The organism is Sulfurimonas sp. RIFOXYD2_FULL_34_21, from assembly GCF_001830805.1.
GTDB lineage: Bacteria > Campylobacterota > Campylobacteria > Campylobacterales > Sulfurimonadaceae > Sulfurimonas.
Window position 1 is genome coordinate 34989 of sequence record NZ_MICH01000001.1, and the last position, 19688, is coordinate 54676.

Consider the following 19688-nt stretch of genomic DNA (forward strand, 5'->3'; position numbering starts at 1 on the left):
TTTGAGCTAAAAATCATCTAGGGACGCCTAGATACGATAACCTTAATCTTAATGATTGGGTCTTAAAAACAACTCACCGAGGTAGCCTATGTTAAACACTTTATATTCCGGAAATCGTCTTCGTGTAGACTTCTCTAAAACTCCTCAACAGATAGAAGTACCGAACTTACTACAATTACAACAAAGCTCATACAGTAAATTTTTAATGCTTGATGAAAAAGATCGTGCACAGAGTGGTGTAGAGACAGTATTTCAATCAGTTTTTCCTATTCATGACACTCAAAATAGACTTACTGTTGAGTATATTGGTTCTGAAGTAGGAAAACCAAAATACACAGTTAGAGAGTGTATGGAACGCGGTCTTACTTATGCAGTAAGTTTAAGAATGAAAACTCGTCTGGTTCTTTGGGACAGAGATGAAAATACAAAAGAAAAATTAGGTGTTAAAGATATTAAGGAACAGAGTATATTTGTTCGTGATATTCCATTGATGACTGATAGAACATCATTTATTATAAACGGTGTTGAGAGAGTTGTTGTAAATCAGCTTCACCGATCACCGGGTGTTATTTTCAAAGAAGAAGAATCAACTACTTCAGGAAATAAGCTTATTTATACCGGTCAAATTATTCCTGATCGTGGTTCATGGTTATATTTTGAGTACGATCCTAAAGATATTCTGTATATGAGAATAAATAAACGTCGTAAAGTTCCGGTTACAATCATGTTCCGTGCACTTGGATATTCTAAACAAGATATATTGAAATTGTTTTACCCGATTCAAACTATCAATATTATAGATAATAAATTTTTAATGTCATTTAATCCAAATGATTACTCATCAAGATTAACTTATGATTTGATTGATAAAAACGGGAAAATACTTTTAGCTTCAGGAAAAAGATTATCAGGCAAAAAAGCTCAAAAGTTTATAGAAGATGGACTTAATGAAGTTGAATATCCTTTAGAAGTACTTTTAGATCGTTATTTGGCAAAACCTATTATAGACCCTGAAACAGGAGAAATACTTTTTGATACTATGACTCGTATCGATGAGACTAAGCTTAAAAAGATGGCTGAAATTGGTGTAAAAAGTTTTAGTATAGCGAATGATTTAGCTGATGGAGTTGATAGTTCAATTATCAATGCATTTAATGCTGATTCAGATTCACTGAAATTGTTAAAGCAGACAGAAGATATTGAAGATGAGAATGATCTTTCTGCTATTCGTATCTATAAAGTAATGAGACCGGGAGAACCTGTAACAAAAGAAGCTGCTAAAGTTTTTGTAAATCAGCTTTTCTTTGACCCAGAAAGATATGATTTGACAAAAGTCGGTCGTATGAAAATGAATCATAAATTAGGGCTTAATATTCCTGAATACGTAACAGTACTGACTCAAGAAGATATTATAGAATCTGTAAAATATGTAATTAAAGTTAAAAATGGTCAAGGTCATATAGATGACAGAGATCACTTGGGTAACCGTCGTATTCGTTCAATAGGCGAGTTGTTAGGAAATGAGCTTCATAATGGTCTAATAAAGATGCAAAAAGCTATCCGTGATAAACTCTCAACTATGAGCGGACCTATGAATGAACTTATGCCGCATGATTTAATCAATTCAAAAATGATTACGTCAACAATTATGGAGTTCTTCTCAGGCGGTCAACTTTCTCAGTTTATGGATCAAACAAATCCACTATCAGAAGTTACACATAAGCGTCGTCTATCGGCTCTTGGTGAAGGTGGTTTAGTTAAAGAAAGAGCAGGGTTTGAAGTACGTGACGTTCACCCTACGCACTATGGTAGAATTTGTCCGATTGAGACTCCTGAGGGTCAAAATATCGGTCTTATCAATACTCTTGCAACTTACTCAAAAGTAAATGAACATGGATTTATTGAAGCTCCATATAAAGTGATGAAAGAAGGAAAGATTCTTGATGAAGTTGTTTATTTAACAGCAACACAAGAAGAAGGTAAAAAAATTGCAGCCGCATCAAATAAAGTTGATGAAAATGGGCAATTTATAGATAAACTTGTTGTTACTAGAATAGATGGCGAAATACTTCATCGTCCTGCAACAGAGTGTGAATATGCAGACCTTTCATCACATATGGTTGTCGGCGTAGCCGCATCATTAATTCCATTTTTGGAACACGATGATGCTAACCGTGCGCTTATGGGTTCAAACATGCAACGTCAAGCAGTTCCGCTTATTAAGCCTGATGCTCCAATGGTAGGAACAGGTGTTGAGAAGCTTGTTGCACGTGATTCATGGGAATGTGTTAAAGCTAAACGTTCAGGCATTGTAGAAAAAGTTGATGGAAGACACATATATGTGATGGGCGATGATGATGGAGAGATATATATAGATTATTATCCATTACAAAAAAATCTTCGTACAAATCAAAATACCTCTTTTGCACAAAAACCTATTGTAAAAATAGGTCAAAGAGTAGAAATCGGTCAGGTAATTGCCGATGGTCCAAATATGGATCAAGGAGAACTAGCTCTTGGTGTAAATGCTATGGTTGCGTTTATGCCTTGGAATGGTTACAACTTTGAGGATGCAATTGTAATTTCTGAGCGTTTAATTCGCAAAGATGCATTTACTTCAGTTCATATTTATGAAAAAGAGGTTGAAGCAAGAGAATTAAAACATGGTGTTGAAGAGATTACTAGAGATATTCCTAATGTTAGAGATGATGAACTTGCTCATTTAGATGACAGCGGTATCGTTAAAATCGGTACAAATGTAACCGGAGGAATGATACTAGTAGGTAAAGTGTCTCCAAAAGGAGAAGTTAAACCTACCCCGGAAGAGAGACTTCTACGTGCAATTTTTGGCGAAAAAGCAGGACATGTAATAAATAAATCGCTTTACTGCCCTCCGTCAATGGAAGGTGTTGTTGTTGATGTTAAAATCTTTACAAAAAAAGGTTATGACAAAGATGCACGTGCATTAGAGTTAGAAAAAGAGGAGCGTGATTATTTAGAACGTGAGCATTATGACAGACTCCTTATGATTGATAAAGAGGAGATGCTTCGAGTTACTAAGCTTCTTACAAAAGAGCCTCTTATTGCTGATATTAAAATTGGCGATACTAGCTACAAGGTAGGAGATATAATAGACGGTAAAGATTTGGTTGAAGTAAACCGTTTTGCAATGAACGCGATTATAAAATCTTTTAGCGAAGATATTCAAGCTGAGTATAATAAAACTAAAAACTATTTTCAAAAAGAGAAAAGACTTTTCCGTGATGAGCATGAAGAGAAACTTAATATCTTAGAAAAAGATGACATTTTACCAAACGGCGTTGTTAAGTATGTAAAAATTTATATTGCCACTAAGCGTCAACTTAAAGTCGGTGATAAAATGGCAGGACGTCATGGAAATAAAGGTATTGTCTCTACAATAGTACCTGAAGTTGATATGCCTTACATGGAAGACGGAAGAAGCGTTGATGTTTGTCTAAATCCTCTTGGTGTTCCATCTCGTATGAATATAGGTCAAATCTTAGAGATGCATTTAGGTATGGCAGGTCGTGAGCTTGGTAATCAAATTTTAGAGCAATTTAACTCTAAGCAAAAAGATTTTATCCAAAATCTTCGCGCTAAGATGATTGAAATAGCTGACGTTGCAGGTATGATGAATGCTGTACATGTTATTGGCAATATGGCTGATGATGAATTTTTACATTATGCTCGTGATTGGTCAAAAGGTGTTAAATTTGCATCCCCTATATTTGAAGGCGTAAATGCCGTAGAGTTTGCAAAACTTTTTGCTCTGGCTAAAATGGATACAGACGGTAAAACTGTACTCTACAACGGTTTAACGGGAGAGAAGATAAAAGAGCGCGTAAATGTCGGCTACATGTATATTCTTAAACTGCATCACTTAGTTGATGAAAAAATTCATGCCCGTTCAACTGGACCATACTCTTTAGTTACTCAACAGCCTGTTGGAGGTAAAGCACTCTTTGGTGGTCAAAGATTTGGAGAGATGGAGGTTTGGGCTCTTGAAGCTTATGGGGCAAGTGCTGTGCTTAAAGAGATGCTTACAATCAAATCTGATGATGTTGATGGACGTGTTCGTGCATATAAAGCAATTACAAAAGGTGAGCTAGTGCCGGAATCCGGTATTCCTGAAACACTATTCGTATTAACAAAAGAGCTTCAATCACTTGCTCTTGATGTAGAAATTTTTGACGAGGTAGAAGACAATGAGTAAATTAGTACCTATTGAAGTAACTGAAGAGAAAAGACCGACTGATATAAAACAGATACAGTTCCGTTTGGCCGCTCCTGAGAAGGTGTTGTCATGGAGTCACGGTGAAGTAAAAAAACCTGAGACTATTAACTACCGTACGCTGAAACCTGAGCGTGACGGTCTTTTTTGTGCAAAAATTTTCGGTCCTGTAAGAGATTATGAGTGTCTTTGCGGTAAATACAAAAAAATGCGTTATAAAGGCGTTGTTTGTGAAAAATGTGGTGTTGAAGTTACATCAACTAAAGTTCGCCGTATTCGTATGGGTCATATCGAGCTTGTAACCCCCGTAGCACATATTTGGTATGTTAGTTCACTACCTTCACGAATCGGAACTCTTCTTGGTATCAAGATGAAAGACCTTGAACGTGTACTTTATTATGAGGCATACATTGTTGAGAGCGGTGGAGAGGCGTACTACGATGCAGAAGCTAAAACTCCTGTTTTAAAATATGATGTTTTAAATGAGGAACAATATCGTACTTTAGTTCAAAGATTTGGTGAATTAGGCTTCAAAGCTCGTATGGGTGGTGAAGTAGTTCGCGATTTACTTGACTCTATCGACCTGGTTGATGCATTTACACAGCTAAAAGAAGATATTGAACTAACAAAAAGCGAAGCAAAAAGAAAAACTATTGCTAAAAGACTTAAGGTAATTGAATCGTTTTTAAATTCTGGCAACAATCCTGCATGGATGATGTTAACGGTACTTCCTGTTCTTCCGCCTGATTTAAGACCTCTTGTAAGTCTTGATGGGGGCAAGTTCGCAGTTTCTGATGTAAATGACCTTTACCGTCGTGTTATTAACCGTAACCAAAGACTCAAACGTCTTGTTGAACTTGAAGCTCCTGAAATAATTGTTAGAAATGAGAAACGTATGCTTCAAGAGTCTGTTGATGCTCTTTTTGATAACGGTCGTCGTGCTAACGCAGTTAAAGGTGCCAATAAACGTCCTCTTAAATCTTTAAGTGAAATTATTAAAGGTAAGCAGGGACGTTTTAGACAAAACTTACTTGGTAAGCGTGTTGACTTTTCAGGACGTTCAGTAATCGTTGTCGGACCAAAATTATCTATGGATGAGTGCGGATTACCTAAGAAAATGGCACTTGAACTATTTAAGCCACACTTGATTGCAAAACTTGAAGATAAAGGTTATGCAACTACGGTTAAAGCTGCTAAGAAAATGATTGAAGACAAAACAAACGAAGTTTGGGAGTGTCTTGCGGAGATAGTTGATGGTTATCCGGTACTATTAAATCGTGCACCGACACTTCACAAACTTTCAATTCAAGCATTTCATCCTAAATTGATTGACGGAAAAGCTATTCAGCTTCATCCGTTAGTTTGTGCTGCTTTTAATGCCGACTTTGACGGTGACCAGATGGCTGTTCATATACCTTTAAGTTCTGCTGCAATAGCAGAAGCTAAGGTTCTTATGATGGCTTCAATGAATATTCTTCTTCCTGCATCAGGTAAAGCTATTGCTACGCCTTCACAGGATATGGTTCTTGGAATCTACTATATTACTTTAGAAAAAAATGGTGTAAAAGGTTCTAATAAACTTTTTGCAAATGTGGATGAAGTAAGAATTGCTATTGAACATGATGCACTTGATTTACATGCAAAAGTAAGAACTAGAGATGATGGAAGAATTATTCATACAACAGCCGGTCGTATGCTTTTAAAAGCGATTTTACCGGATTTTGTTCCTGCAGAGCTTTGGAATAGAGTCATGAAGAAAAAAGCTATTAATGAAATTGTTGATTATGTTCAAAAACATGGCGGTATAGGTATAACAGCAGGTTTCCTTGACAGACTTAAAAACCTTGGTTTTAAGCATGCAACAGAATCAGGAGTTTCAATATCTATTGATGATATTAAAATTCCTGTAGGAAAAGAAGCTAAAATTGCTGAATCTAAAAATAGAGTATTTGAGATTCAAAAACAGTATGAAGCAGGTCTTTTAACTGAACAAGAGAGATACAATAAAATTATTGACGTTTGGACTGATACAAACAATACGTTAGCGACTCAAATGATGGATTTAGTTCAAACAGACAAAAACGGCTTTAACTCGATTCATATGATGGCAGATTCAGGTGCTCGTGGTTCAGCTGCTCAGATTCGTCAGCTAGCAGGTATGAGGGGACTTATGGCTAAGCCAAGCGGTGAGATTATTGAAACTCCGATTATCTCTAACTTTAAAGAGGGTCTAAACGTAATTGAGTACTTTATTTCAACTCACGGTGCTAGAAAAGGTCTTGCCGATACTGCACTTAAAACGGCAAATGCGGGTTACCTTACTCGTAAGCTTGTTGACGTTGCACAAAATGTTAAAGTTGTTGAGCACGACTGCCATACTCACGAAGGTATAGAGATATCTGATATTTCTGATCAAAATACTCTGATTGAGTCGTTGGAAGACAGACTTAACGGTAGAGTTCTTGCTGATGACGTTATTGATCCTATCAGTAATGAAATACTATACGCTGAGGGAACTTTAATTGATGAAGTAAGTGCTAAAGTAATTTCTGAAGCAGGAATAAAAACAGCATATATTAGAACACCTACTACATGTAAGAGTGAAAACGGTATCTGCGCACTTTGTTACGGTGTGAATCTTGCAACCGGTCATATAGTTCGTAGAGGAGAAGCTGTAGGTATTATTGCTGCTCAGTCAATCGGTGAGCCTGGTACTCAGCTTACTCTTAGAACATTCCACGTTGGGGGAACTGCAAGTTCTACTGCACAAGAGAGACAAGTTGTTGCTGAAAAAGAGGGTTTTATACGTTACTACAATCTTAGAACATATGCTTCTAAAGAGGGTAAAAATATAGTTGCAAATCGTAGAAATGCAGCCGTACTTTTAGTTGAACCTAAAATTAAAGCTCCTTTTGCAGGTAAAATTGATATTCAGACTGTACATGATGAAGTTATTATTAGTGTTATCTCTAAAACTGAGACTATTCGCTATTCGCTTCGTAAAAATGAGATTGCTAAGCCGAATGAGCTAGCCGGTGTCGGCGGACAAATTGAAGGGAAATATTACTTCCCGTATGAGAGTGGCTCAGAAGTAAAAGAGTTAGAATCTATAGTTGAAACTATTAAAGATGGCTGGAATGTTCCTAGCCGTATTCCATATGCATCTGAAGTGTTGGTTGCAAACGGAGCGCCTGTTACTCAAAAAATTCTTGCAAAAGAAGAGGGTACTGTTAAGTATTTCCTACTAAAGGGCGACTACTTAGAGAGATTTGATGGGCTTAAATCAGGTTATGAGGTAGTTGAAAAAGGCCTTTTTGCTACCGTAGTTGATAGTAATAACCGTGAAGCTGTACGTCACTATATTGCTCGTGGATCTGTGATTGTAACTGAAGATGATGCTATTGTTGATTCAAAAACAATTATAGCTAAGCCAAAAACAGATGAATCAACAGTAATTGCTGAGTGGGATCCATACTCTAATCCAGTTATTTCTGAGACAAACGGTGTGGTTAAGTTTGAAGATATTATAATCGGTACGACTGCAACAGAGCAGTATGATGAGCTAACAGGTAAAACACGTTTAATGATAAACGACCATATCTCTGCTGATTATAAGCCTACAATTGTTCTTGCTAGTGAAGATGGTGAACTTTTAAGATATCAAGTTCAAGCAAAAACATCTATATACGTAGAAGACGGTGCAAGAGTAAAAGTAGCTGATATTATTGCTAAAACACCAAAAGCTCTTCAAAAATCAAGCGATATTACAGGAGGTCTTCCTCGTGTAAGTGAACTTTTTGAAGGTCGTCGTCCAAAAGCAACGGCACTAATATCTGAAATAGACGGTGTTGTGAGTTTCGGCAAGCTTCTTCGTGGGAAAGTAAGAATTTTAGTTACATCAGACAGCGGCATAATTAAAGAGTATTTTGTTGATAAATCTCATTCACCTGTTGTAAATACCGGCGACTTTGTTCATGCTGGTGAGAGACTTACGACTGGTATTATCTCTTCACATGAGCTACTTCGTATTATGGGTGTAAAAGCACTTTATAATTATTTAGTAAGTGAAGTTCAGCAAGTTTACCGCTCACAAGGGGTTAATATCGCCGATAAGCACATAGAAGTAATTTTTACACAGATGCTTAGACAAATTAAAATTGTTAAATCTGGCGATACTAAGTTTATTGAAGGTGATTTAATATCTAAAGCTAAATTTGCGCAAGAGAATGAAAAAATTATTAAACTTGGCGGTCGTCCGGCAATTGCTGAACCATTCTTAGTTGGTATAACACGTGCTGCAGTTTCAGCTGATTCGATTATATCTGCTGCATCATTTCAAGATACTACCAAAGTATTAACAGAAGCTGCGGTTAGTGCTAAGATAGATGATCTTAACGATCTTAAAGAAAACGTAATTATCGGTCGTACAATTCCTGTTGGAACTGGTATTTATAAAAACCAAGAGATAATTTTTGGTACTAAAGAAGGGTAATTAACAATTACCCTATAAAATAATAGCTACTATCAAAGTAGCTATTATTTCTCATATAAAATCCCATATATTAATTAATACTTAAAATAAGCTAACTTTTATTATAATTTTATTATAATCACGCGTCTATAACTCCCTAAAAATAGAGAGTTAAATTCTACTGGAAAAATTAAGTAAAGGAATTGTATGCCTACAATCAATCAGTTGATTCGCAATGAGCGTAAAAAAGTGGTTAAAAAATCAAAATCACCTGCTCTTGTATCATGTCCACAACGTCGTGGTGTTTGTACTCGTGTTTACACGACAACACCTAAAAAACCTAACTCGGCTTTAAGAAAAGTTGCAAAAGTTCGTTTAACTTCAGGTTTTGAAGTTATTTCTTATATCGGTGGTGAGGGTCACAACCTTCAAGAGCACTCAATAGTTCTTGTCCGTGGCGGTCGTATTAAAGATTTACCCGGTGTTAAGTACCATATCGTTCGTGGTGCACTAGATACTGCAGGTGTAACAGGTCGTAAGGTTGCTCGTTCTAAATACGGAACAAAAAAAGCAAAAGCAAAAAAATAGCCATCTATTAGTGCGCAAAACTAACAAGTGCGTTTCACTACGCTAACGCTAAGTTCACTTCAGCAGTGACTCATGAAACTAGTTTCATTTTGAAATTGTGTTTTGTGCTAAAAGCTGAAAACTATTCAAGCACACAGGATAGCTCTTTAGTGAGATATTTTGAGTAAATTTGAAAAAAAATTGAAGTAAGGAAAATTACAAATGAGAAGAAGAAAAGCTCCCGTTCGTGAAATTATGCCAGACCCAGTTTATGGAAGCAAAGTTTTAACGAAATTTATAAATAAAATTATGTACGACGGTAAAAAAAGTACAGCTGAAAAAATTATTTACAGCGCTTTAGATATCGTAAGTTCTCGTGGTGAGAAAACAGGTATTGACACATTCAATAGTGCAATTGAAAATATTAAGCCTATTATTGAAGTTAAGAGTCGCCGTGTTGGTGGTGCTACTTATCAAGTTCCAGTAGAAGTGCGCCCAGTGCGTCAGCTTTCTCTAGCTATTAGATGGTTAGTTGATGCTTCTCGCAAAAGAAATGAGAGAACAATGGCTGAGAGATTGGCAAATGAGTTTATGGATGCGGCATCTGATAAAGGTAATGCATTTAAGAAAAAAGAGGATACTTACCGTATGGCTGAAGCAAATAAAGCATTTGCTCACTATCGTTGGTAATAGGAAAATATTATGGCAAGATCACATAAATTAGAAGACGTTAGAAATATTGGTATTGCTGCTCACATTGATGCGGGTAAAACTACAACGACTGAAAGAATTCTGTTCTATACAGGTCGTGAGCATAAAATAGGTGAAGTACATGACGGTGCTGCAACTATGGACTGGATGGAGCAAGAGCAAGAGCGTGGTATTACTATTACTTCTGCTGCAACTACATGTGAATGGGCTGGAAAACAGATTAATATAATTGATACTCCGGGTCACGTTGACTTTACTATCGAAGTTGAGCGTTCAATGCGTGTCCTTGATGGTGCAGTTTCTGTATTTTGTGCAGTTGGCGGTGTTCAACCACAATCTGAAACAGTTTGGAGACAAAGAAATCGTTATGGCGTGCCATCTATTGTTTTTGTTAACAAAATGGACAGAACAGGTGCAAACTTTTACGTTGTTGAAGAGCAAATTCGTACACGTCTTAAAGGTAATCCGGTTCCAATTCAATTGCCAATCGGCGAAGAAGAGCGTTTTGCGGGTATAGTTGACCTTGTTACTATGAAAGCTATCGTTTGGGATCAAGATGCTGCGATGGGTTCAAATTACCATGTAGAAGAGATTCCTGCTGATATGCTAGACAAAGCTGCAGAGTACCGTGAAAAAATGATTGAATCTATCTCTGAAGTTGACGGTAACGAACACCTTGCTGAGAAGTATTTAGAGGGTGAAGAGTTAACAGAAGATGAAATTATTGCAGGTATTAAAGCTGCTACAATCGGTATGCATATTGTTCCTATGACGGCAGGTACCGCATTTAAAAACAAAGGTGTTCAAACTCTGCTTGACGCTGTTGTTGCTTATCTTCCTGCTCCAACAGAATGTGCTCCAATTAAGGGCACGATGATGGATGATGAGGATGAAGAAGTTGTTGTTCCATCAACTGATAATGGGGAATTTGCATCATTGGCATTTAAAATTATGACTGACCCGTTTGTTGGAACATTAACTTTTATTCGCGTCTATCGTGGATCACTAGAAGCTGGATCATTTGTTCATAACTCTACTAAAGATAAAAAAGAGAGAATTGGGCGTATTGTAAAGATGCATGCTATCAAGCGTGAAGAAGTTAAAGAGATTTATGCCGGTGAAATCGGGGCTGTTGTTGGTCTAAAATATACGACTACCGGAGATACTTTATGTTCAGAAGGTGATAAAGTTATATTAGAGCGCATGACATTCCCAGAGCCTGTTATCTCTGTTGCTGTTGAGCCAAAAACTAAGGCTGACCAAGAAAAAATGGGATTAGCTTTAGGTAAACTTGCTGCTGAAGATCCATCTTTTAGAGTTCATACTGATGAAGAGACAGGTCAAACAATTATTTCTGGTATGGGTGAACTTCACCTCGAGATTCTTGTTGATCGTATGAAGCGTGAGTTTAAAGTAGAAGCTGAAGTTGGCGCGCCACAAGTTTCTTACCGTGAAACTATTAGAGAAACAGTTAACCAAGAATACAAATATGCTAAACAATCTGGTGGTCGTGGTGCATTTGGACATGTTTATCTTACTATCAAACCGGGTGTTGCAGGAACAGGTTTTGTATTTCACAATGAAATCAAAGGTGGGGTAATTCCAAAAGAGTATATTCCAGCTGTTGAAAAAGGTTGTGCGGAGACTATGAGTAATGGTGTTCTTGCCGGCTACCCTATGGAAGATATCGATATCACTCTTTACGACGGTTCATATCATGAGGTTGACTCTAATGAGATGGCATTCAAACTTGCTGCTTCAATGGGTTTTAAAGAGGGTTGTAGAAAAGCAAAACCTGCTATTTTAGAGCCGCTAATGAAAGTTGAAGTTGAAGTTCCTGAAGATTATATGGGTGATGTTATCGGTGACCTTAACCGTCGTCGTGGACAAGTTACAAATATGAGTGACAGAAGCGGAAACAAAATTGTAGATGCATTTGTGCCACTTGCTGAGATGTTCGGTTACTCAACCGACCTTCGTTCTGCTACACAAGGACGTGCTACATACTCAATGGAATTCGATCACTATGAGGAAGTTCCAAGAAATGTATCTGAAGAGATCATTAAAAAGAGAAACGGCTAAGCCAGTCAAATATATACTTTCCCTAAAGGGAAAGTATTACCCACATTTACTCAATCTTCAAATCACTTACATTAGCTCTTTTTATTTTTTAAATAAAGAATATACTTAATAATAAGTCTTACTAAGATAACAATTATATATAGTCCAGAAGCCCAAATCAATGGATGAAGATAGTTTCCTTTTTCTGACATTAAGTTAATTCTCGCTATAGGAGAGTGCAATAAATCAGAGTGTTGAAGCAATGCTAAAAGTAACAGTATAAGCAAAAAGTAGATAAGTTCATTTTTTATTATTTTAATCATGGAGATAATTATATCTGGTATATTTTAAAAACTAAAAAGTATAAGAAAAATTATAAAAAAAATTCATAACTGTATCATTTCTACAACATTCGAAATATAAATAACCTATTTTATTGCCAGATAGGGTTTTCATATATATCAGGTCTTCCCTGTAATGTTAAATATGGCTTATATTGTGATTTGTATGAAAGAGATTGACACTCTTGTACATAGTAGCCCAGATATATCCATTTTTTTTGGCTTTTTTTTGCAAACATAATTTGATTATATAGAGATAGTTTGCCTAGTGAATATTGTTCATAATCAGGGTCATAGTAGAAGTAGATAGATGATACGCCGTTTTGTAATATATCGATTAAGTCAACACCGATTAGAGTGTTATCTATATAGTATAAAACTTCATAACCAAATTCATTATGTGCATCTACAAAAGAATTATAATAGCTTTGTACACTAGAAGCGCTATATTCCCACCCTTTTTTGTCTTTCATAAAAAGATGATATTTTTCAAAAAGTTCTAAATGTGTCTTACTTATAGTAGGTTTTTGAATATAGCTCTTTATATTAGAAGCTTTTCTTATCACTCTTCTTTGTGATTTGGAAAAATGGAAGTTTTGAACATCTATTTTTATACTTTTGCACTCATCACAATCAAAACATATCGGTCTGAAATACATCTTTCCAAATCTTCTATAGCCTAGCTCTATAAGCTCTTCACAGTATGACAAAGAGCACTCCGAAATTATCTTGTAGTAGGTGCTTTGATTTTTATTGGGTAAGTATGAGCATTTGCTGTCAACGCTAAATTCTTTAAGTATATTCATATTAGAAGTTTGACATAATTTCCTTTATAAAAGGTACATAATGAAAGAGATAATAATAAAAAATAAGATACTAATTTTTCGAGTGTTGGGCGGTTTAATGCTTTTTATAAGTTTTATAGTCTATTTTTGGGTAACTCCTGATGAAGTACTTAGCGAAAATGAGATTGCTGCCGCAAATATTGCAAGAATTGAAGCAAGTGCATTAGGAAGCGGCAAAACAAGTTCAAAAGCATCCTCTAAGCCTGAAACTTCGCCATTTATGGAAGAGTTCAAGAACGCTCAAAAAAAACAGCTTGAGTACTTAATAATAGTAAGTATGCTTATGGGAATAGGTTTCTTGGGGTATAGTTTTATAAACAGATCTAAGAACGATTCTGAGCAATAAGCACATCTTCTATCATTTTATCAATATCGCCGTCAAGAATGGCACTAATATTTGAATACGCTTCGTTACTTCTGGTATCTTTAATTTGCTGATAAGGTTGCATGACATAAGAACGAATTTGATGTCCCCAACCTATCTCACTTTTTGCAATACCTGCAATTTCTGCTTTTTGATTTTCAAGTTCTAACTCATAGAGCCTCGATTTTAACATTTTCATAGCAGTCGCTCTATTTTTATGTTGACTTCTATCATTTTGACACTGCACAACTACATTGGTTGCTATATGTGTAATACGAATGGCAGACTCTGTTTTATTTACATGTTGTCCACCGGCACCGCTTGAACGATACGTGTCAACACGAATATCTTTATCTTCTATCACTATATTTATGTCATCATCAACTTCAGGAGAAACCATGACGGAGCTAAAAGATGTATGTCTTTTTGCGTTAGAGTCAAAAGGAGAGATGCGAACAAGTCTATGAATGCCATTTTCTGCTTTTAGATAACCATAAGCATTTTCCCCGGAGATAAGTAAAGATACATCTTTTATACCTGCTTCATCTCCGGTTTGATAGTCAAGAACTTCAACGCTCCATCCACGTCTCTCTGCAAATCTTTTATACATTCTAAGAAGTATAGAAGCCCAATCTTGAGACTCTGTTCCACCCGCCCCCGGATGGATTGAAAGAATAGCGTTATTGCCATCCGTTTCTTCACTTAGTAAAACTTCAATCTCCATTGTACGGATAAGGTCTTCTAAATGTTGGGCACCACTAAAACACTCTGATATTAAATCCTCATCATTTTCTTCTTTTGCCATCTCATAAAGCTCTTTTGCATCTTCAAGGGCATTTTTTGCAAGAGAGTATTTTTTAAGTTTTCTCTCACATTGAGTTTTCTCTTTTTGAATTACAGCGGCATTTGCTGCATCACTCCAAAAATCTTGAGAGTTTTCAAGTTCATCAATCTCTTTTAGACGTGCTTGAAGTTTATGAGGTTCAACAACACCCGTAATATTGTTCATTTTTTTTGAAATATTTTTTAAAAGTTCCGTATATTCGTAATTATCCATAAAATTAATCCAATAGTGTATAATTGCGATTATATTAAATTGAGGCTTAAAATGAAGATTATTTCTAGTCCGTTAGAATTAAAAAACTATTTAAGAGAAACAAGCAAAGCCATGAGTACTCAAAATGATTTCTCTATCGGTTTTGTTCCTACTATGGGTGCATTGCATGGGGGGCATATTTCTCTTATTAAAAAAGCAAAAGAGCAAAACAAATTAGTCGTTGTCTCTATATTTTTAAATCCTACGCAATTTTTAAAGGGTGAAGATTTAGATAAATATCCAAAAAAGGATGAAGCTGATAAAAAAATATGTGAGTTAAGCGGAGTTGATATTTTGTTCTTTCCTCAAGCCGAAGATATATACGGCATTGATGAAGTTTCAATACTTGCACCAAAGGTAAGAGGGTATGTTTTGGAAGGGCAGAGCAGACCTGGACATTTTAATGGCGTTTTAACTGTGGTTATGAAACTTCTAAATATAGTAAATCCAACAAGAGCATACTTTGGAAAAAAAGATGCGCAGCAGCTAAATCTTATATCTTTAATGGTTAAACAACTTTTTATGAGTGTAGAAATAGTTCCGGTAGATACAGTAAGAGAAAAAGACGGTTTGGCACTTAGTAGCAGAAATGCCTACTTAATACCCAAAGAGAGAGAAGAAGCGCTAAAGATATCATCATCACTCCGAAAAGCCAGTGCTATGGTTAGTAAAGGAGAGTTGAATGCAAAAGAGATAATAACAAGTATGATAGAAATTTTAGAACCGTTAGAGATTCATTATGTCGAGATAGTAAGCCGTGATTTTAACCAGCTCTTACATGTAGAGCTTGGAAATAGTGTAATTTTAGTGGAGGCTAGTGTCGGGGGTACTAGGTTGCTCGATAATATCTGGCTTTAAATAACCCTCTTCAACCAATATATCAACTGCATTTTTGAAAACAGGCACGGCAGTCTGAGATGCAAACTGGCTCTTTTTAGGTTTTATAACTACGGAGCCAATTACATATTTGTTCTCTTTATCGTTTGCAAAACCTATAAATGAGGTATTATATTTATTAACATACTCTGCATCTTCAACTATATGGGCAGTTCCGGTTTTTCCACCGATTTCTAATCCTTCAGACTTCGCCTTTACCCCTGTACCCTCGTTTACTGTTTTTATGAGAATACTTTTTACTCTTTGTGCAGTCGAGCTTTTAATAACTTGAATCTGCTCTTCATTCGGGACGACTAACTCTTTTTTTTGATTATTAATAAAGCAGTTTACTATTTTTGGAGTAATTGTTCTTCCGTTATTATTAAAAGCGCTATATGCTTTTATAAGCTGCATAAGATTTACACGTATTCCATATCCGTAAGAACAAGTTGCTTTGTAAATTTCGTTATTTAGTTGCATAGCATCAGGAACAGAGCCTGCTCTTTCATAAATGAGGTCAGGCGTAGATTTTACGGAAAATCCAAAATCAATAAGTCCTTTATTAAAATCGGCACCCGAGAGTTTTTGAGATAGTTTTACTATACCGACATTTGATGAGTGAACTATAATATCTTCAGCACTTAACCATTCGTATTTATGTTCATCCGTAATAGTCTTTCTTCCTACGTTAAAACGTCCATTATTAACATTAACCATATCATAAGGATTAACAAGACCTTTATCTAAAAGAAGAGAGAATGTTACCGTTTTTATAACACTTCCAGGTTCAAAGCTGTACTCTATCATTCCGCTATTTAGCGATGAATAATCATCTTTTTGAATATATTTTGGTAAAAATCTGTTTGAACTCGCCATAGCTATAACTTTGCCGTTTTTTGAGTTCATAATCGTAATCATAATCTCCTGGGCATCTAAATCTTTTTTCATATCATCAAGCATTCTCTCAATGCGTATTTGAAGAGCAACAGGAATATTTAGCTTTATGTCAAGACCGTTTATCTCAGGCTTAGTAAAACTATCTTTGTTTAAAATTATGTAACTGTTCACATCTCGTAAGCCTTGACTGAGTTCATCCTGTTTTGCTTGAAGCTCATTTTCAAACTTTTTTTCTATACCCTTTACGCCTTTTACAAACGTATAGCCATCCTCTTCAACCTTGTGAGGATACCCTATAATAGGAGTTAATAGTTTGTCGTATGCATACTCTCTGCTCTCGCCGCTCTCAATGATATTGAGTCCTATAACCGAAGTTTTACCGGTTATAGGATTTTTTCTCTCAACAAATACTTTAAATCTTCTAAGCTCATAAGCTAGTTGCTTTAGATATTGAGCTTGTTTTTGTGGAATGTTGTAACTAAGAACAACAATTCCTTTTTGTTTGCTCAATTTATCTTTAAGTTCATTAACATCAATCCCTGAATATATGCTAAAAAGTTCTACAAAGAGTTCCTTTTTTTTAGGGTCTATATAGTATGTATTTATAACTGCTTTGTAGAGTTTTATTGTAGTGGCTATGTGAAATCCGTCCGCACTGATTATAGAACCGCGAACTGCTTTTGATGTGTCTTTTGCATAAAGAGAAGGAATGTCTCTCGCTTTGAGGGTCGTAATAAGCATTACGCTTAAAAATATAAAAAAGCCGATACCTATCAATGAAAATAGAAGAAATATTTTTTTACTTTTGTTTTGATTATTCATTTTTTAAGTATCTTAATTTTTAAGAGGATTATAACATTTTGCACACTAATTATATCTGTGTTCTGCCTAACTCTTTATAAGCACTGAGTGCCTTGTTTCTAATCTCAAGCATAAGTTTCATACTTGTTTCAGCTTTTCCAATAGCAAGAGCTGCCTGATGAAGGTCTTTAACCTGTCCGGTAGCCATATCGCCAAGGGCTACTTCGCTATTTTGTTGAAGCTCATTTACCTCATTTAGTGCAGACTTTAAATGCTCGGCAAAATCAACACCGCCCTCTTCAATTTTACTCTTTTGTTTTAATAAGTCGGCCGTCGATGTGCCTGAAATACCACTTATGCTACTCATAACTTGCCTTTTTTACTATTGTAACAGTGAAATAGCACTGTTTGCCATATTTTTAGAACTCTCAAAAGCGGCAACATTTGCCTGATAACTTCTGGTTGCTTCTACTAAATCGGCCATTTCTATAACAGGATTAATATTTGGATACGCAACGTAGCCGTTTGCATCTGCATCAGGATGGGCTGGATCAAACTTCATCTTAGGTTCCCTATCATCACGTGAAATTTTATCAACTACTACGCTCATTATAGCGGGATTTACCTTTTTGCCAAAATCGCCCTCATTTAGCGGGTCCTCATACTTAGCACTCTCAGTCATAGCATTGATTGCTTTATTAAATTGTTCGTTAAAGTCAATAGCTTTAAAAACAACCTCTTTTCTTCTGTAAGGTCCACCTTCATCAGTTCTGGTTGTTTGTGCATTTGCAATGTTTTGAGAGATGGTGTTTACACGAACCCGTTGAGCAGAGAGTCCGTAACCGCTGATATCAAAACTGCTTAAAAAATTACTCATCTTTTAATCCTTAACTGATTTTTGAAGAGGCGTCTATAACGCTTCTGTAAATCATAGTGTCTTTTTTATTGGCATTAATCAGAGCATTAAACATAACCGAGTTTTTACTCATTTCTGTTGTTTCAACATCTAAATCAACGCTGTTTCCGTCATTTCTTGCCATATGCCCGTCTCTAAAAAATGTTTTCGGTTTATATGACGTTTGCTCATCTTGCAGTGCTATATGAGCGCCATCTGTTTGAGCCATTTGAAGTTTTGAACTATTTTGATTTAATATCTTTGCCTTTTCTTGAGCCAAAGCAGCTTCAAAACTTATATCTCTAGGTTTATAAAACGGAGTATCGGCATTGGCAATATTTGAGGATATCATATCCTGACGTATAGACCTATAATCAAGTGCTTTTGCAATTAGGTTATGCGTTCTAGAAATTTCAATGCTCACAACATACTCCTTATTAAATTTATATATCATAAGCAATTAGAGTTCCAAAAAAAAGAATTCCTATTATTTAAGCGGCTATTAATCTCATCTGTTTCATAATGGCACGATGGTTGCGTTGCAAGTGTGGCCCGATTTTTTAATACATGTAGGGAGTTCTTATGAGAAGAGCCGGTTTTACTATGATAGAGTTGATTTTCGTTATTGTTATTTTAGGTATTTTAGCGGCGGTTGCGTTGCCAAAATTTGTTGGTGTATCTGAACAAGCAGAAGCGGGAAATTGTAAATCTGTAGTAGGAACATTAAACAGAACTATTGGACCCGTTCTTTGGTCAAAGTCTTTAAATGATGGAGATGGTGGTGCCATTGACGCTGCTGATATCACTGCTATTACTACTACGCATATGCCTGATTATGATTCCGCAAAATGTGGTACTATACCTCATGCAGATGGAAACGGAACAGCAGGTACAATGGGTACGGTTTCTATGATAAGTGACGGTAGTGCTACGGCTGCTCCGGTTTGGTCATTTACTGCTAACTAATGTTTTTCCACGCTTTGCGTGGGAATAAAATAGTAGTAATTTTCAAGCTATCTTTGGATATTTTAAAAATTATTATTTAGGGTTGTTATGAAGTACTCGCGCGCTTTTACCATGATAGAGTTGATTTTTGTTATTGTTGTTTTGGGTATTTTAGCAGCTGTTGCTCTTCCTAAATTTAGCGATACTAGAGTACAAGCAGATATAGCAAAAGGACGTGCAGATATAGCCACTATAAGAGCTGCTATAGTTAACGAGAGACAAACTCAAGTAATTAAGGGAATTAGTACATATATTACAAAACTCTCTCCTTCAACGTCTTCTACGACACTTTTTACAGGTGATGGCGGTACAAGAACACTTCTTACTTACGGTATAAAAGCGGGAACATCTTCAGGTTATTGGGCAATAACAAGCGATACTGTTTATACGTACAACATCAACGGAAGCACAAACACTTTTACTTATACGCCAAATGATGGAAAATTTATGTGTACGTCAGGTTCCGAGTGTTCACAACTAACCGATTAGTTATTTGGTTGTAAAGA

At 35.9% G+C, this 19688-nt stretch carries 15 protein-coding genes; 9 read left to right on the forward strand and 6 right to left on the reverse strand.

Annotation, left to right across the window (positions count from 1 at the left end):
• The first annotated feature begins 88 nt into the window (after window positions 1–88).
• The 5 genes from rpoB (at window position 89) to fusA (ending at window position 12083) form a co-directional block, all read left to right on the forward strand.
• A complete protein-coding gene (gene rpoB / locus A2530_RS00255; protein WP_294883811.1) occupies window positions 89–4234 on the forward strand; it encodes a DNA-directed RNA polymerase subunit beta in 4146 nt (1381 codons plus the stop codon).
• Window positions 4227–8744 carry a DNA-directed RNA polymerase subunit beta' gene (gene rpoC / locus A2530_RS00260; protein ID WP_294883813.1) on the forward strand — a complete coding sequence of 1506 codons (4518 nt, stop codon included), beginning with the start codon at window positions 4227–4229 and terminating at the stop codon, window positions 8742–8744. The genes rpoB and rpoC overlap by 8 nt, the downstream gene beginning before the upstream one ends.
• Window positions 8745–8930: 186 nt before the next feature.
• Window positions 8931–9311 carry a 30S ribosomal protein S12 gene (gene rpsL / locus A2530_RS00265; RefSeq protein WP_294883815.1) on the forward strand — a complete coding sequence of 127 codons (381 nt, stop codon included), beginning with the start codon at window positions 8931–8933 and terminating at the stop codon, window positions 9309–9311.
• A gap of 201 nt (window positions 9312–9512) precedes the next feature.
• A complete protein-coding gene (rpsG, locus tag A2530_RS00270) occupies window positions 9513–9980 on the forward strand; it encodes a 30S ribosomal protein S7 (protein ID WP_294883817.1) in 468 nt (155 codons plus the stop codon).
• A 12-nt stretch (window positions 9981–9992) separates the two neighbouring features.
• The gene (gene fusA, locus A2530_RS00275) at window positions 9993–12083 is read left to right on the forward strand and encodes an elongation factor G (RefSeq protein WP_294883819.1); all 2091 of its coding nucleotides are present in this window, start codon (window positions 9993–9995) and stop codon (window positions 12081–12083) included.
• Between the two features lie 412 nt (window positions 12084–12495).
• Here the strand turns inward: fusA and A2530_RS00280 are convergent, their stop codons facing one another.
• Window positions 12496–13209 (reverse strand): arginyltransferase, encoded by a 714-nt coding sequence (locus A2530_RS00280; RefSeq protein WP_294883820.1) that lies wholly within the window; start codon window positions 13207–13209, stop codon window positions 12496–12498.
• 40 nt (window positions 13210–13249) lie between these two features.
• Between A2530_RS00280 and A2530_RS00285 the strand changes: the two genes are divergently transcribed.
• Window positions 13250–13594 carry a hypothetical protein gene (locus A2530_RS00285; RefSeq protein WP_294883822.1) on the forward strand — a complete coding sequence of 115 codons (345 nt, stop codon included), beginning with the start codon at window positions 13250–13252 and terminating at the stop codon, window positions 13592–13594.
• Here the strand turns inward: A2530_RS00285 and prfB are convergent.
• Window positions 13572–14669: a peptide chain release factor 2 gene (gene prfB, locus A2530_RS00290; RefSeq protein WP_294883824.1), complete on the reverse strand. Its 1098-nt coding sequence runs from the start codon at window positions 14667–14669 to the stop codon at window positions 13572–13574. The two genes, A2530_RS00285 and prfB, sit on opposite strands and share 23 nt — an antisense overlap.
• A gap of 51 nt (window positions 14670–14720) precedes the next feature.
• On the opposite strand from prfB, the gene panC reads away from it, so the two are divergent.
• Complete coding sequence (panC, locus tag A2530_RS00295) at window positions 14721–15566, forward strand: pantoate--beta-alanine ligase (protein ID WP_294883825.1); 846 nt, start codon at window positions 14721–14723, stop codon at window positions 15564–15566.
• On the opposite strand, the gene A2530_RS00300 is transcribed toward panC, so the two are convergent.
• The 4 genes from A2530_RS00300 to flgB are packed head-to-tail and all read right to left on the reverse strand — an operon-like array spanning window position 15513 to window position 18601.
• Window positions 15513–17303, reverse strand: coding sequence for a penicillin-binding protein 2 (locus A2530_RS00300; RefSeq protein ID WP_294883827.1), 1791 nt, complete (start codon window positions 17301–17303; stop codon window positions 15513–15515). The genes panC and A2530_RS00300 overlap by 54 nt on opposite strands.
• Window positions 17304–17352: 49 nt before the next feature.
• Window positions 17353–17649: a flagellar hook-basal body complex protein FliE gene (gene fliE / locus A2530_RS00305; RefSeq protein WP_294883828.1), complete on the reverse strand. Its 297-nt coding sequence runs from the start codon at window positions 17647–17649 to the stop codon at window positions 17353–17355.
• 15 nt (window positions 17650–17664) lie between these two features.
• A complete protein-coding gene (gene flgC, locus A2530_RS00310; RefSeq protein ID WP_294883829.1) occupies window positions 17665–18159 on the reverse strand; it encodes a flagellar basal body rod protein FlgC in 495 nt (164 codons plus the stop codon).
• Window positions 18160–18169: 10 nt separating this feature from the next.
• The gene (flgB, locus tag A2530_RS00315) at window positions 18170–18601 is read right to left on the reverse strand and encodes a flagellar basal body rod protein FlgB (RefSeq protein WP_294883830.1); all 432 of its coding nucleotides are present in this window, start codon (window positions 18599–18601) and stop codon (window positions 18170–18172) included.
• 158 nt (window positions 18602–18759) lie between these two features.
• Between flgB and A2530_RS00320 the strand changes: the two genes are divergently transcribed.
• Entirely contained in the window at window positions 18760–19143 is a 384-nt protein-coding gene (locus A2530_RS00320; RefSeq protein ID WP_294883832.1) for a type II secretion system protein, read from the forward strand.
• An 87-nt stretch (window positions 19144–19230) separates the two neighbouring features.
• Window positions 19231–19671, forward strand: coding sequence for a type II secretion system protein (locus tag A2530_RS00325; protein ID WP_294883833.1), 441 nt, complete (start codon window positions 19231–19233; stop codon window positions 19669–19671).
• Window positions 19672–19688: the final 17 nt, after the last annotated feature.